This window comes from Pseudomonas sp. BIGb0278, from assembly GCF_024809895.1.
Taxonomy (GTDB): Bacteria; Pseudomonadota; Gammaproteobacteria; order Pseudomonadales; family Pseudomonadaceae; genus Aquipseudomonas; species Aquipseudomonas shirazensis.
In genome coordinates, this window is record NZ_JANUEL010000001.1 from 555,028 (window position 1) to 568,062 (window position 13,035).

The 13,035-nt window shown below is 61.9% G+C and carries 16 protein-coding genes, 1 tRNA gene and 2 pseudogenes; 4 read left to right on the top strand and 15 right to left on the bottom strand.

The window, feature by feature from the left end; all coding sequences use genetic code 11:
* The first annotated feature begins 41 nt into the window (after nt 1-41).
* Nucleotides 42-824 carry an SDR family NAD(P)-dependent oxidoreductase gene (locus tag M2396_RS02470; RefSeq protein ID WP_259072869.1) on the top strand — a complete coding sequence of 261 codons (783 nt, stop codon included), beginning with the start codon at nt 42-44 and terminating at the stop codon, nt 822-824.
* 45 nt (nt 825-869) lie between these two features.
* On the opposite strand, the gene M2396_RS02475 is transcribed toward M2396_RS02470, so the two are convergent.
* The 8 genes from M2396_RS02475 to M2396_RS02510 all read right to left on the bottom strand — a co-directional run bounded on the left by M2396_RS02475 (nt 870) and on the right by M2396_RS02510 (nt 6,630).
* Nucleotides 870-1,832, bottom strand: coding sequence for a glutathione S-transferase family protein (locus M2396_RS02475; protein WP_181108613.1), 963 nt, complete (start codon nt 1,830-1,832; stop codon nt 870-872).
* Nucleotides 1,833-1,928: 96 nt separating this feature from the next.
* Nucleotides 1,929-2,942 (bottom strand): glycosyl transferase family protein, encoded by a 1,014-nt coding sequence (locus M2396_RS02480; RefSeq protein WP_259072870.1) that lies wholly within the window; start codon nt 2,940-2,942, stop codon nt 1,929-1,931.
* Nucleotides 2,939-3,274, bottom strand: coding sequence for a TusE/DsrC/DsvC family sulfur relay protein (locus M2396_RS02485; RefSeq protein ID WP_101320796.1), 336 nt, complete (start codon nt 3,272-3,274; stop codon nt 2,939-2,941). Before M2396_RS02485 ends, M2396_RS02480 begins: the two co-directional genes overlap by 4 nt.
* Entirely contained in the window at nt 3,271-3,567 is a 297-nt protein-coding gene (gene tusB / locus M2396_RS02490) for a sulfurtransferase complex subunit TusB (protein ID WP_188036297.1), read from the bottom strand. Before tusB ends, M2396_RS02485 begins: the two co-directional genes overlap by 4 nt.
* Complete coding sequence (gene tusC, locus M2396_RS02495) at nt 3,567-3,926, bottom strand: sulfurtransferase complex subunit TusC (RefSeq protein WP_181087509.1); 360 nt, start codon at nt 3,924-3,926, stop codon at nt 3,567-3,569. Before tusC ends, tusB begins: the two co-directional genes overlap by 1 nt.
* A gap of 1 nt (nt 3,927) precedes the next feature.
* A complete protein-coding gene (gene tusD / locus M2396_RS02500) occupies nt 3,928-4,320 on the bottom strand; it encodes a sulfurtransferase complex subunit TusD (RefSeq protein WP_150569909.1) in 393 nt (130 codons plus the stop codon).
* 73 nt (nt 4,321-4,393) lie between these two features.
* On the bottom strand, nt 4,394-5,773 hold the full coding sequence (locus M2396_RS02505; RefSeq protein WP_101320788.1) for a nucleobase:cation symporter-2 family protein: 1,380 nt from the start codon (nt 5,771-5,773) through the stop codon (nt 4,394-4,396).
* Between the two features lie 185 nt (nt 5,774-5,958).
* Complete coding sequence (locus tag M2396_RS02510; protein WP_101320786.1) at nt 5,959-6,630, bottom strand: Bax inhibitor-1/YccA family protein; 672 nt, start codon at nt 6,628-6,630, stop codon at nt 5,959-5,961.
* Between the two features lie 120 nt (nt 6,631-6,750).
* Here M2396_RS02510 and M2396_RS02515 point away from each other — a divergent pair.
* Nucleotides 6,751-6,838, top strand: a tRNA-Ser gene (locus tag M2396_RS02515).
* A 203-nt stretch (nt 6,839-7,041) separates the two neighbouring features.
* Here the strand turns inward: M2396_RS02515 and M2396_RS02520 are convergent.
* From M2396_RS02520 to M2396_RS02540, 5 genes and pseudogenes are all read right to left on the bottom strand, one after another.
* Nucleotides 7,042-7,521, bottom strand: a complete 480-nt coding sequence (locus tag M2396_RS02520; protein WP_259072874.1) for a phage tail protein — start codon at nt 7,519-7,521, stop codon at nt 7,042-7,044.
* Complete coding sequence (gene lysC, locus M2396_RS02525) at nt 7,505-7,771, bottom strand: Rz1-like lysis system protein LysC (protein ID WP_259072875.1); 267 nt, start codon at nt 7,769-7,771, stop codon at nt 7,505-7,507. Before lysC ends, M2396_RS02520 begins: the two co-directional genes overlap by 17 nt.
* Nucleotides 7,692-8,063: pseudogene (locus tag M2396_RS02530) on the bottom strand (LysB family phage lysis regulatory protein); the annotation flags it as partial. The pseudogene M2396_RS02530 and the gene lysC, both read right to left, overlap by 80 nt.
* A 235-nt stretch (nt 8,064-8,298) precedes the next feature.
* The gene (locus M2396_RS02535) at nt 8,299-9,132 is read right to left on the bottom strand and encodes an N-acetylmuramidase domain-containing protein (RefSeq protein ID WP_259072877.1); all 834 of its coding nucleotides are present in this window, start codon (nt 9,130-9,132) and stop codon (nt 8,299-8,301) included.
* Nucleotides 9,129-9,290, bottom strand: coding sequence for a phage holin family protein (locus M2396_RS02540; RefSeq protein ID WP_258197411.1), 162 nt, complete (start codon nt 9,288-9,290; stop codon nt 9,129-9,131). Before M2396_RS02540 ends, M2396_RS02535 begins: the two co-directional genes overlap by 4 nt.
* 202 nt (nt 9,291-9,492) lie before the next feature.
* On the opposite strand from M2396_RS02540, the pseudogene M2396_RS02545 reads away from it, so the two are divergent.
* Nucleotides 9,493-9,776 (top strand): annotated as a pseudogene (locus M2396_RS02545) (terminase gpP N-terminus-related DNA-binding protein); the annotation flags it as partial.
* A 275-nt stretch (nt 9,777-10,051) separates the two neighbouring features.
* Nucleotides 10,052-10,450: a TonB family protein gene (locus M2396_RS02550; RefSeq protein ID WP_259072878.1), complete on the top strand. Its 399-nt coding sequence runs from the start codon at nt 10,052-10,054 to the stop codon at nt 10,448-10,450.
* 201 nt (nt 10,451-10,651) lie between these two features.
* Here the strand turns inward: M2396_RS02550 and M2396_RS02555 are convergent, their stop codons facing one another.
* Together M2396_RS02555 and M2396_RS02560 are read right to left on the bottom strand one after the other, a co-directional pair.
* Entirely contained in the window at nt 10,652-12,082 is a 1,431-nt protein-coding gene (locus tag M2396_RS02555) for an efflux transporter outer membrane subunit (RefSeq protein ID WP_259072880.1), read from the bottom strand.
* Between the two features lie 17 nt (nt 12,083-12,099).
* Nucleotides 12,100-12,882 carry a helix-turn-helix transcriptional regulator gene (locus tag M2396_RS02560; protein WP_150569940.1) on the bottom strand — a complete coding sequence of 261 codons (783 nt, stop codon included), beginning with the start codon at nt 12,880-12,882 and terminating at the stop codon, nt 12,100-12,102.
* Nucleotides 12,883-13,035 lie beyond the last annotated feature (153 nt).

Sequence of the window (13,035 nt, forward strand, 5' to 3'; positions counted from 1 at the left end):
GGGTGAGCCTGACTTCGCCCTTCATCAAGGACATAACAATAATGAGTACAGCTGCCGCCTACGCCCCGATGAACTTCAGCCTCGCTGGCCGCACCGCTTTGGTGACCGGTGCCGCCCGCGGTATCGGCCATGCGATTGCCGTCGCGCTTGGTCATTGCGGGGCCCAGGTGGCCCTGGCCGACCTTGATCCGATTGCAGCCGAACGAGCTGCCGAAGCGCTGCGTGCGCAGGGCATTCAGGCCATCGGCGTGGCCGTGGACGTGGCTCAGGAGGAGCAGGTGCTGGCGATGGTCGATGAGGTCGAGCGGCTGCTTGGGCCGGTCGATATCCTGGTCAACAATGCCGGCATCGTCTCCACCGTACCGCTGCTGGAGCTGACCACGGCAGAGTGGAACCGGGTCATGGCGATCGACCTCAACAGTGTGTTCTTCTGCGCCAAGGCGGTGCTGCCGGGCATGATGGACCGCCGCTCCGGGCGCATCATCAATATCGCTTCGGTGGCTGGCAAGCGTGGGGGAGGGTTGCTGGGCAATAGCTGCTATGCCGCCGCCAAGGGCGCGGTGATCGCACTGACCAAAGGTCTGGCGCGCGAGGCCGGGCCTTTCGATATCACAGTCAATGCAGTCTCACCGGCGCTCACCGACACTGAAATGACTACTGCGCTGGCACCGCAGGCACGCGCTCAGGTGCTGGCGCAGATGCCCTTGGGCCGGGCGGGTACGCCGCGGGATATTGCTGCCGCGGTGTGCTTTCTGGCGTCGGTCGAGGCGGGCTTTGTTACCGGCGAGATCATGGACGTGGACGGCGGCTTCATGCGCGACTGACTGCGCTTGAGATGCCACCGCGTAGACCGCGGTGGCAGGCTCGGCTCAAGCGCCTTGCCAGATACCTTTACCCGGCAAGCGCTGACGATCATGCGCCGCGTTGAAGTCCTGCAGCGGGCCCTTGGGCACGATGCCGTTGGGGTTGATTGTCTTGTGGCTGAGGTAATAGTGCTTCTGGATATGCTCCATGTTCACCGTTTCGGCCACGCCCGGCCACTGATACAGCTCGCGCAGCCAGTTGGACAGGTTCGAGTAATCGCTGAGGCGGCGCAGGTTGCACTTGAAGTGGCCGTGATACACCGCATCGAAGCGCACCAGCGTGGTGAACAGGCGCACGTCGGCTTCGGTCAGGTACTCGCCCGCCAGGTAGCGTTGGCCACTCAGTAGCTGCTCGAGATGCTCCAGTTCGTTGAACACCTCATCGAACGCGGTTTCGTAGGCTTCCTGCGAAGTTGCGAAGCCCGCCCGGTAGACACCATTGTTGATGGCCGGGTAGATCCGCTCGTTGAGCGCATCGATGGTAGGGCGCAGCGCTTCGGGATAGAGGTCGAGGTGGTTGCCGGTCAGCGCATTGAAGGCGCTGTTGAAGATACGGATGATCTCGGCTGACTCGTTGTTGACGATGCGTTGTTCCTGCTTGTCCCACAGCACCGGCACCGTGACGCGACCGGTATAGTTGGGGTCGTCGCGGGTGTAGCGCTGGTGCATGTACTGCAGGCCATCGAGGTGATCACCGCTGGAGCCTTGCTGCTGATCGAAGGTCCAGCCATGCTCGCCCATCAGCCAGCTCACCACCGAGACATCGATCAACGGCTCAAGGCCTTTGAGCGCGCGGACGATCAGCGTGCGATGCGCCCACGGGCAGGCCAGCGACACATACAGGTGATAGCGACCGGCTTCGGCCTTGGGCAGCTGATTGCGCCGTTGTGCGTTCTCGCGCTGAAACGCGCCGTCCTTGCTGGTCTGGTACCACTGGTCATGCCAGCGACCGTCAATCAAAAGGCCCATGCCGAGCTCCTTGTACAAAAGTGATTTGTCTTTGGAGCCCAGTCTAGGGACTAGCGTTCGAATAAATAGCGCAAAGACTGCGTGGTATCTATCGAATTAGTCGATCTTGTTGCGATCCGCCCACAACCGCTGCGCGTCGGCAAAGGCCTGATCGCGATCCTTACCCAGACCACGCAGGGCCAGCGCCATGGTGGCGACCACGGCCATTTCGCCATAGCTGTCCTGCGCCTCGCCGCGCCAGACCGCCAGCAGATGCTCGGGTTGCAGGGAGGCCGGTTTGACATGGCGCTGGGCGCTCATGGCGGGCCATTCTTCGTCCCAGTTCTCGCCGCCGCTGGTGCCGTACAGGTGGCTGGCCACGTCCGGGTTGATCTCGATCTCACCACCATCGCCCTTGACCACAATCACGTGATCGCCAAGCAGGCGGCTGGCTTCACGGTGCACGGCCTGATAACCCGGGTGGAAGATACTCTGCAGGCCGCAGCGCGCCGCCAGTGGGTTAAGCACCCGTGCCAGTGAGTGGATCGGCGAACGCAGGCCAAGGGTGTTGCGCAAGTCGATCATGCGCTGCAACTGCGGCGCCCAGTCCTGCAGTGGGAAGAACGCCAACTGTTGCTCGTCCAAGGCGCGCGCAAGTGATGCCCAGTCGCGGCACAGCGGAATCTCCAGCAGGTCCAGCACCTGTTCGGTATACATGCGTCCGGCGGTATGCGCGCCGCCACCGTGGAGCATGATGCGCACGCCATTGCCTGCCAGGCACTTGGCGGCCAGCAGGTACCACGGTAGGTGACGCTTCTTGCCGGCATAGCTCGGCCAGTCCAGGTCGACCGTGATCTGCGGGGCTTGCAGGTGCGCGCGCAGGGCCTCGGTGAAGCCAGCGAGTTCTTCAGCGCTTTCTTCCTTGTGCCGCAGCAGCATGAGAAAGGCACCCAGTTGAGTGTCCTCGACCTTGCCTTCAAGCAGCAAGGTCATCGCCGCACGGGCTTCTTCACGGCTCAGGCCGCGGGCGCCGCGCTTGCCTTTGCCGAGGATGCGCACGAATTCGGCGAACGGGTGCTCGGCAGGGGTGTGCAGGGTCAGCGGGCGCGGTTCGGGGAGTTGCTCGGTCATATGCAATTGGTCGGCTTGGGCAGGCCCGCCAGCTTGGCGGCAAGTTTGGCGGGAGTGCCATTGAACAGGCGATTGAGGTGCGGGCTGTTGCCTTTTTCCACGCCCAGCTTGAGCGCGGTGTACTTGATCAGCGGGCGCGTGGCCGGTGACAGCTGGTATTCCTGGTAGAACCCACGCAGCACCTCGAGCACTTCCCAGTGCTCGGGGCTCAGCGCGATACCTTCGCGCTCGGCCAGAGCCTCGGCGACGGCGGGGGACCAGTCTTGCAGGTCGAGCAGAAAGCCGTCCTTGTCCAGGGCGATGTGATGCTCGCCGACAGTCAATGCGTTCATAGCCAGCTGTTCACTTTGTCGAAGCGCAACGACAGCTCGACGAAGGCGGGGTAGTCCACCGCTTCGGCCAAGGTGCTGTCGATGGCACGCGCCTGGACATCCTCAGCGAGGGCGAACAGGCGGTGCTGCAACCGTGCCGTTTGCAACAGTTGCTGCGGCGCGGTGCCTGCGCGCAGTGCGTAAACCGCATCGCCGCAGAGCAGGATGGCGTCGTTGGCGCCGAGCAAACGCAGGCAGCTGGCCAGGCGATTGTCGCCAAAGGGCGAATGGCTGAGTACATGCAGGGTCGTCATCAGAGCGTTACCACCTGGTCAAAACGGCCAATCAATGCCGCCAGCGCTGCATCATCCAGCAGCTCGACCGGCAAGCTCAGGCTGGCCGGGTCCAGGCCGCGTTCAGCCACACTGTGGGCACACACGAACAGCTCTTCTACGCCAAACATCGGCAGCGCCTGCAGGTTGGCGGCGAGGTCTTTGAGCTGCAGCGAGGCCGGTTGCTGGGCAGCGGCAAGCTGGAATACGCCGTCATCCATGAACAGCATGCCCAGCGGCAGATCAAAGGCGCCGCCAGCCAGGGCGATGTCCAGCGCTTCGCGTGCGGACGGGCCGCTCCACGGTGCCTGGCGGCTGATGATCAACAAGGATTTGGCCACTTCAATCGCCTCCAAAACAGACCAGACGGTCGGCAACCTGCGCCGCCTCGTGCAACTGGCCCAGCCCCGACAGCTCCCAGGGTGCCGGCAGGTTCACGGCAGGGCGCTGGTAGCGGTTGGCTTCGGTCGCATCCAGCACGCCGCGGCGCAGGGCGGCAGCGATGCACACCACCGCGTCGAGCTGGTTGCCTTCGATGAACGCACGCCACTGCGCAGCCACGTCCAGTTCATCCTGCGGCGTGACGACGTTGGCCGAGGCGCTGTGCACCCCGTCCTGATAGAAGAACAGGCGGGCAATCTGATGCCCGCCGGCCAGCGTCGCCTCGGCGAAGCGCAGGGCGCGACGCGAGGAGGGCGCATGGGCCGGGGAAAAAACCGCGATGGCGAATTTCATGGGAGGCTCTTGCAACGTGATCCGACCATGATAAAGCAAAACAACCCCGCCACCGCTACCGGTGGGGCAATGCTCACTGTTGCGCCTTGCTCTCGGGCAAGAACCAGTTCAGTACCAGCGCGCAGATGCCACCGGTGGCCACGCCCGATTCCAGCACGTTACGCAGCGCCGACGGCATGTGCGCAAGAAACTCCGGCACCTGCGCCACGCCCAGGCCCAAGGCCAGCGATACCGCGATGATCAGCAGGGCACGCCGGTCCAGCCGCGTGCTGGCGAGGATATTGATCCCCGAAGCAGCAACGGCGCCAAACATCACCATCGCTGCGCCACCGAGCACCGGCTCCGGCACTGCCTGAATCACCCCGGCAACGCTCGGGAACAAACCCAGCAATACCAGCATGGCAGCGATCCAGATACCAATGTGGCGGCTGGCAATCCCGGTCAGCTGAATCACGCCATTGTTCTGCGCAAAGATCGAACTCGGGAAGGTATTGAACACCCCAGCCAGCAGCGAGTTGGCGCCGTTGACCAGCACGCCACCCTTGATCCGCTGCATCCACACCGGGCCTTCGACCGGCTCACGCGAAACCTTGCTGGTCGCCGTTACGTCACCTATGGCTTCCAGCGACGTCACCAGATAGATCACCAGCATCGGAATGAACAACGCCCACGAGAAACTCAGGCCAAAGTGCAACGGCGTCGGCACTTGGAACAGCGCCGCCTCGTGCATACCGGTAAAGTCCAGCCGGCCCATGTAACCGGCCAGGGCATAGCCCGCCGCCAGCGCGATGACGATGGCGCAGCTGCGCATCCATACCACCGGGATGCGGTTGAGCAGCACGATGATCGCCAGCACCACGCCCGACAGCAGCAGATTTTCGCCGTTGGCAAAAGTGCCATTGGCCATCGCCGTGAAGCCACCGCCCATGCTGATCAAGCCGACCTTGATCAAGGTCAGACCGATCATCAGCACCACGATGCCGGTCACCAGCGGGCTGATCAGGCGTTTGATAAAAGGCAGAATGCGCGACACGCCCATCTCGACGAAGGAGCCGGCAATCACCACACCAAAGATCGCCGCCATCACACCCTCAACCGGCGTGCCTTGCTTGACCATCAATGCCCCACCGGCAATCAACGGCCCGACAAAGTTGAAGCTGGTGCCCTGTACGATCAACAGCCCCGCACCAAACGGCCCGAAGCGCCGACACTGAACAAAGGTGGCAATCCCCGAAATCACCAGCGACATGGATACGATAAGGTTGGTATCCCGCGCTGAAACGCCCAGCGCCTGACAGATCAGCAGGCCCGGGGTAACGATCGGCACGATGATCGCCAGCAGATGCTGCAGGGCAGCGAGCATGGCAATCAGCGGCCGCGGCTTGTCCTCCAGGCCAAGGACCAGTTCATTGTCAGGCGCTGCCGCGCCGGGCCCTTGTTCGATCGAACTCATGGGTAGCTGCCCCGGAAGAAAAAAGGAGCGCATTCTAAGGGCCGCTGGCTGATTCGGGTAGCCTAAATGCAGCGGTTCAGCCCAGCGTCTGGCTGGATACGGCTGGTAATGTCGGCCACCGCCAAACGTCGCCCACAAAAAAGCCCGCCGAAGCGGGCTTTTTTGCGTTACCGGTCAATCAACGATCAGTCATCACGACCCATGATGCCGAACAGCTGCAACAGGCTGATGAACAGGTTGTAGATCGATACATACAGGCTGATGGTCGCCATGATGTAGTTGCGCTCGCCGCCGTGAATGATCGCGCTGGTCTGGAACAGAATGCAGACCGACGAGAACAGCACGAAACCAGCGCTGATCGCCAGCTGCAGGCCGCTGATCTGGAAGAAGAAGCTCGCAACCACCGCACCCAGCAGGACGAAGAAGCCAGCAGTGATGAAGCCGCTGAGGAAGCTCATGTCTTTACGGCTGATCAGCACGTAGGCCGACAGACCACCAAACACCAGTGCAGTCATGGCAAACGCCGAACTGACCACTTCCGCACCACCGGCCATGCCGAGGTAGCGGTTGAGGATCGGGCCAAGGATGAAGCCCATGAAGCCGGTCAAAGCGAAGGTCGAGACCAGGCCCCAGACCGAGTCACGCAGTTTGGCAGTGAGGAAGAACAGGCCGTAGAAGCCGATCAGCACCACGAAGATGTTCGGGTAGCCGACACGCATCTGCTGCGCAACGAACGCCATTAGACCGCTGAATGCGAGGGTAAGCGCCAGCAAGCTGTAGGTGTTACGCAGGACCTTGCTGACCTCCAGCTGCTCGGCCTGCTGGCCGTGTTGTAGGGCATAATCCTGTTCGCGCATGGCGACACTCCTGTGGGTAGAAACCTATGGATGCTGAGAGCATACCAGAGCCACCGCAGGCCGCGACACAGAGAGTTTGACAGCGTGTTTCATTACGGTATTATGGCGCCCGCTGTATCCGGAAGCGTGGCCGAGTGGTTTAAGGCAACGGTCTTGAAAACCGTCGATGGGCAACTATCCTAGAGTTCGAATCTCTACGCTTCCGCCACACAAGTGCTTGATTTCATTGATGTTCGCCACCGCTGAACCCGAAAATGGGAGCGTTTTGGGAACACTTTGGGAATGACAGGCAGAAGAAAGGGGCCCTTGCGGCCCCTTTTTTGTGCGCTCAGGTCAACCTGAGCGTCTGATTCAACAACCCCACTACATCCGGGCCGTCCTCGCTGATCCACTTCGCGTAGTGCTTGAAGATCATCGCCGTCGATGCCAGGTGGCGATCGGTTCGTCATCCGCAAATAGAGTGACAGACCCCTGCTCGGCGTGGCCCTCGTATTGGGGCTCGGCGGCGTGCTCGACAGCAAAGCCGCCGCCACCTCTGCGAGTCACGATCACGCGTTCAGTTAATGGCAGGGTGAGGCTGAGATCCACCTTACTGCGGTCAAGCATATCGGCCTCAAACTTGAGACCCTCGGCAGACTTGTCCATGTTTACGAGCAATTCGGATTGATTGACCCGCAGCCAGTCTAGGATTGGGATCATCACACTGTCAGGGTGCCCGGCGACGTCGGTCAAGATCATCGGCAGGGTGTAGCTGAATTCGAACGACAGACTCGCAGCCGCCGTGCAGCGGACCTTGCCTTGATCAATGAACATCAATAGACGCTCAGGGTTTTTCCTCAGCCCGGGCACGGCCTGCAGCAGGAGGTCACGAAGACTATCGGGTTTGTTCATGGGTCACCTGGTACTGGAAAACTGCGTCGACTTGGGCAGCGCATTCGGCCCAGGCCAGCTCGGTACGCTCTTGATCAGTCAATAGATGGCCGTTCCGGGCTGGCTTCGTCGCCGGCAGCTGGCAAGGGACCACCACGGGACAGCCACTGACGGTAGGCGGCGGCTCCGGTAATCGCAGGACGCTGCCGCAGCCGGCGAGCAGCACCAGGAATAGGCTGATCAGCCCAGTTGCGAAGTTCTTCGTTCTCATTTTTGAGGTCCTCGATCTGGCTTTCGCGGTTCGCCAGCCCTGCGCGGAGCTCGCCCTGTATCAGCAGCAGCTTGGCTTGGCTCTCGCGTTCACGCTCCAGGGTGGTTTTCAATGTGTTGGCAGCGGCCAGGTTGTCGCGGGCTTCGCCCTGGGCTGTGGTGAGTTGGTCCTGGAGGGCCTTTGATTTTCCCTTCTCAGTCCCTAGCAAGACCTGCTGGCCCCACCCCCACAGACCAGCCGAAACCGCAGCAAACAAAGCTCCGGCCAACAGCCCTTCGCGCAAGCCAATCATTTTCGATACCAGCCGGCTGCGTTCATGTCTGCTTCATCGAGAGCCTGCAGATCGCCGCAGATCACCAATGGCGGGGTAGGCATCACCTGTTTTAGTGCGTCGGCGGTCTTCTGGCATTCCTCGATGTCAGTCCCCGCCGGCAGAAGCACAGCCCTGCATCCCCCAGTTGGTGACAGGCTCGTCATGCGCTGGATAAGTTCTCGATATGGGAAGCGATGTTTCTGCCCTCGCTCGCTCATGCCGCCACCAAAGCGCGGTTCTGGTGCCGCTCGAAAGCGCGTTCCAGCTTCACGTCGTACAGGTTCCGCTGGTAGTCCGGGCCGTTGTAGAGCTTTGCTACCGTTGCCCACTTCTGGGCTTTCAAGGCTTTGAGCAGATTGGCGTCGGCTTCGATGTAGCGGACGAAGGCTTCCAGGTGGTCCGCTTCACTGCGCATCATTGCGTCGACAAAATCATGCACGCTGGAGTAACCCAGACGCTGCCAGTGATAGCCCATTACCTGGAAGCCACCCCAGCTCGCGGACTCCAGTGCCGCTACTTCATCCAGCTGCCGGGCCTGAGCAAGGCGCTGATGCTCGGCGCTTCCGCCGATGTAGCCGCCGGCTTTTGGATTGACCAGGTTCGGCGCCTGCTTGGCCAGCAGATCGGCGCGGTGGAGCAACTGCTCCTGGTCATCGCCCGGCGAACCAGCCAGTTGCAGACGCTTGTACATGACGTGGCGCTCAAAGAGGATCACCGGCTTTCCATTGTCCAGGAAGCCGCGGCCCTTCGATTCAACTTCGTTCAAGGCGTACACAGCCGCGACCGGCACGCCGAGGCGAGCGGAGGCCTGCAGCAGATCCGAATGTTTGAGGAGCTTGCGTATGTCCAGGCCTTGCAGACTGGCCATGGTCTTCGGGCCGGCTTTGCCGTCGGAGACGAGCCCGACCTTCCCCTGGTAGGTCCGGACTGCCGCCTCGGTTGCATCGCCAAAGGCACCGTCGGCGTCCAATTTAGCGCCGTTGGCGTTGAGCAGGCGCTGCAGCTCACGAACAGCCTGTGAGCGATGGCCGTGTCGAAGTGTGGTCATGCGGTTCCCTCTTTGCGTGTGAAGAACTTCTTCGCGGTGGCGCGGGTGAACTCGACGCCCAGCAGGCCAATGACACCGCCGAAAAACGGAGCAGCACTGATTGGGATGCGGAACCAGTCGGAACGAAGTTTCTTGGCGGGTGCGGTGCTTGCGGCCATTCGGGCTGTCCTCAGTGCAGTGGCGTTGTGCCTAGCGATGAGGGCATGGTCCGCAAAGCGCTGCTGTACGGCAACGCGGCGGCTTTGTAGGAGGGCGGGCTACAGGGTGCGCCAGTGGGGCAACGCGCGCGTGAGCGTCAGCATCGGCGCCATGAACACTACAGCCCAACCGCCCACCGACTAGCGCCGACACGCCAAGTTCCTGTACTGGACCGGTTGGCGCATCGCTGATATTGCCAATTACCTGGACGAGAAGGAGAAGACCGTCCACAGCTGGAAGGCCCGAGATGAGTCGGACCGGGCAGACAACATAGAGCGCATCGGCGGCGCCCTGGAAGCCCGACTCGTGCAGCTGATCCTCAAGGACGGTAAGAGTGCCGGGGACTTCAAGGAAATCGATCTGCTGCGCCGCCAGTTGAGCGCCAAGCCAGGATTCAGCGCTTCCAGGGTGGCGGTACCGAAACCGAGCTGAATCCGAATATAGCCCCCGCTTTCGGTCGCCTCCTGACTGCCTCCGCGCGCGCGTCATCCCAACTGTGGCGTAGCAGCGACGTGGTCACTCGTTTGCCCGCATGGGTCAGTCCGCAGCAGAGCGCGCTGGAGGATGTAATGATGTGTCTGCGCAGGCTCGGTCAAGTGGGATCCTGCGATTGCTATCACGTTACACTGGGGCCGGCCTGCCTTACACGAGGTGGGTTCACCGGACGCTCGCAACACTTTGAGCAGAGTTACTCTGTGACTTTTAGGGAAAATGAGAACGCATGCGAAACTTGATACCAGCTCTAGCCTTGATGGTGGCCGTACTCGCAGGGTGCCAAAGCGGGCCGAGCCCACAGGAGCAGGCCGAGCAAAACCTGTGGGTAAGCCAGGTACTACACCAAATTGCTCTATTCAAGACGTTCCCGGAAGAGGCGCGTGTTCGAAATTTACACGGAATCGTCAAGGTTGCTTTTGTCCTCGATGCCAAGGGCAATCTGTTGCGACAAAGAATAACTGAGCACTCAGGTTCACCTTTTTTTCTCGCGGTCGCGCAGCAGATTGTCACAGATGCATCGCCTATGCCTGCCCCTCCTTCATGGGTGTTGGAAAACGGCGAGATTGAAGTGGTAGCGCCCTTTGTTTTCGTTCCTGGTGAAGATCCTTGCGGCCTCTGCCTGTAGACCGTGCAGGCTGAAACGCCATAGCCCAGCCTCGCGCTGGGCTGTTTGCATGCGCACTGTCGCTACTGCGTTACCCTGAGCCGCTCTGCATCCACTCTATCCACTCTGGATGTGCTCCCGATTTCTTGAGTCGCATTGTCCTTGGAACAACAAAACGCGGCCTATTTAGTCTAAGACCCACGTACGCACCGCCAGCGCCGCTTAGTTCGCCGTCACAGCCGAAGCCCCCCGCAAGTCCAAGTTCTCTCGCCACCCACCTCCCAACGCCGCATACAGATTCACCTCTGCCACCAACTGCGCCAGGCGGTCATTGATCAACCCCTGCTGGGCACTGAACAACGAGCGTTGCGCATCGAGAAAGGTCAGGCTGCTGTCCACGCCGATCCGGTAACGGTGTTCAGCAAGGTTGTAGTAACGCTGGCTAGAGGTCACCAAGTCGCGCTGTGCCTGCAACTGCCGCTGATAAGTCGCTCGCGCCGCCAAGCCGTCTGCCACTTCCTGGAAAGCGCCCTGAATTGCTTTTTCGTACTGCGCCACCTGAATGTCCTTCTGCAACTTGGCATAGCCCAGGCTGGCGCGCAGGCTGCCGGCGGTGAAGATCGGCAGGTTGATCTGTGGCTGGAACAACCAGGTCCCTGATCCTGCGTCGAACAGCCCGCTGAGCGCTGGGCTGGTACTGCCGGCATTGGCGGTCAGGCTGATGCTCGGGAAGAATGCCGCACGGGCGGCGCCAATATCGGCGTTGGCGGCGCGCAGCTGATACTCGGCCTGGAGGATGTCCGGGCGCCGTTGCAGCAGGTCTGACGGCAGTCCGGCCTGCAAGCCGGCGATTTGTTCGTCGGCCAGCGGCAAGGCGCCGAGGTCGTCGGCCACAGGGGCGCCCACCAGTAGCGTCAGTTGGTTGAGGTCTTGGGCGACTTGGCGTTTGTAGCGGGCGACGGCCGCGCGGGTACTGTCGACGCTGGTCCGCGCCTGGATCTGGTCCAGGGCCGACACCGTGCCGGCGCGGCGCTGGTTGGCGGTCAGGCGCAGGCTGCGCTCGTCTGCAGCCAGGGTTTGGTTGGCCAGTAGCAGCAGTTCCTGGTCGGCACGCCAGGTCAGGTACACGCTGGCGACACTGGCTATCAGGCTCAATTGGGTGCTGCGGCGGGCCTGGTCGCTGGCCAGGTAGGTCAACAGCGCCTGGTCACTGAGGCTGCGCAAGCGACCGAACAGGTCCAGTTCGTAAGCACTCACGCCCAGCGTCGCCGCCGAGGTGGAACGGATCATGCCCTGGTCGGCACCGGTCATGCGCCGCGGCAGGTACTGGCGTTGGCCCTGGCCATTGGCCGAGACCTTTGGCAGCAGCTCGGCGCGCTGAATGCGGTATTGGGCGCGGTAGGCTTGGACATTGAGCGCCGCGCTGCGCAGGTCGCGGTTATTGGCCAGGGCGCTGTCGATCAGTTGGCGCAGCGCTGGGTCGTGGAACACCTGGCGCCAGTCCTCGACGGCCGGGTGCTTGTGCACATCGCCGGGGTAGGCCGGCCCTTGCGGGTAGTGGAGGGCGACGGGTAGGCCTGGGCGCTGGTAGTCAGGGGCCAACGAGCAGCCGCACAACAGCGCAGCGCACAGGAGAAGGTTGAATCGGGGCATCAGAGGGTCTCGCAGGGTCAGGCGCCGGCCATCCATTTGGTCAAGCCATGGCGGCCACTGACCCCCAGCTTGGCGGTGGCGCGCTTGAGGTAGGTTTCGATCGAGCTGTTCTTCACGTTCAGCCGTTGCGCCATTTCTGGCACCGTTCCGCCGGTCAACAGGCCCAGGCAGACTTCCTGCTCACGCGTCGAAAGCCGCACGTCTGCCTGGATCAGTCGTTTGCCAAAGGACTGCCGTAGCGTGCCTGCCTGCAGATCGCACAGCGGCGACCCGATATGTCGCGCGGCCCTTTGGTGGAACAACTGGCCGTGGTGTTCCGCCAGGGGCAGCAAGGTGTCGGACAGGCTTTTCAACTGCGACAACTCGCCCAATGAAAAGCCACGCTGGCTGGGCAGGCGATGAAAGCAAATGACCCAGCGCCGGGCACCGCTGCAAGACACCAGGTTGCACTGGTGGGCACTGTGGCGCTGGTGGGCAGTGACCGGGGGGGCCTTGAACTCGATCAACAGCGGGTCGTCCATCTGCATGATGCTCTGCAGCAGTGGGTGGTGCAGAGGGTCGATGGCGGGCAGTTCGGGTGCTGGGCCGGCGCTGCCGAGTACCCTGATGCGGCTGATGCTGGCCCCGCGTGGGTCGAGGGTCCATTCGCTGAGCTCGAGCCTGTGGATCGGCACTTGGGCATCGACCAGGTGCAACATCTGTTCGGCAAAGCCTTCGGCGCCGGTACTGGCGATCAGTTCACCCAGTTGCAGATACAGTTGGGGGTCGGGGAGGTGTACGAGGCTGTCGGTAAGCTTCATAGGGTCATCATCCTTGATCCAAAGCGTTACGGCCGGTGGTGGCGCAGGGGAGTCCTCCGGGTAAGGAGCGGGTTGTGGCGGTATTCAAGCGCGGCCTGGGAGGAGCGTCTGTAATGGAAAACAGGGACAGAAAGTGCCACCGATTGCGGATCA

Bases quoted from the DNA above. Each gene is read 5' to 3' on its own strand.
- M2396_RS02470 (WP_259072869.1), top strand. From the start codon at position 42: ATGAGTACAGCTGCCGCCTACGCCCCGATGAACTTCAGCCTCGCTGGC.
- M2396_RS02475 (WP_181108613.1), bottom strand. From the start codon at position 1,832: ATGGGCCTTTTGATTGACGGTCGCTGGCATGACCAGTGGTACCAGACC.
- M2396_RS02480 (WP_259072870.1), bottom strand. From the start codon at position 2,942: ATGACCGAGCAACTCCCCGAACCGCGCCCGCTGACCCTGCACACCCCT.
- M2396_RS02485 (WP_101320796.1), bottom strand. From the start codon at position 3,274: ATGAACGCATTGACTGTCGGCGAGCATCACATCGCCCTGGACAAGGAC.
- tusB (WP_188036297.1), bottom strand. From the start codon at position 3,567: ATGACGACCCTGCATGTACTCAGCCATTCGCCCTTTGGCGACAATCGC.
- tusD (WP_150569909.1), bottom strand. From the start codon at position 4,320: ATGAAATTCGCCATCGCGGTTTTTTCCCCGGCCCATGCGCCCTCCTCG.
- M2396_RS02505 (WP_101320788.1), bottom strand. From the start codon at position 5,773: ATGAGTTCGATCGAACAAGGGCCCGGCGCGGCAGCGCCTGACAATGAA.
- M2396_RS02510 (WP_101320786.1), bottom strand. From the start codon at position 6,630: ATGCGCGAACAGGATTATGCCCTACAACACGGCCAGCAGGCCGAGCAG.
- M2396_RS02520 (WP_259072874.1), bottom strand. From the start codon at position 7,521: ATGAACAAACCCGATAGTCTTCGTGACCTCCTGCTGCAGGCCGTGCCC.
- lysC (WP_259072875.1), bottom strand. From the start codon at position 7,771: ATGAGAACGAAGAACTTCGCAACTGGGCTGATCAGCCTATTCCTGGTG.
- M2396_RS02535 (WP_259072877.1), bottom strand. From the start codon at position 9,132: ATGACCACACTTCGACACGGCCATCGCTCACAGGCTGTTCGTGAGCTG.
- M2396_RS02540 (WP_258197411.1), bottom strand. From the start codon at position 9,290: ATGGCCGCAAGCACCGCACCCGCCAAGAAACTTCGTTCCGACTGGTTC.
- M2396_RS02550 (WP_259072878.1), top strand. From the start codon at position 10,052: ATGCGAAACTTGATACCAGCTCTAGCCTTGATGGTGGCCGTACTCGCA.
- M2396_RS02555 (WP_259072880.1), bottom strand. From the start codon at position 12,082: ATGCCCCGATTCAACCTTCTCCTGTGCGCTGCGCTGTTGTGCGGCTGC.
- M2396_RS02560 (WP_150569940.1), bottom strand. From the start codon at position 12,882: ATGAAGCTTACCGACAGCCTCGTACACCTCCCCGACCCCCAACTGTAT.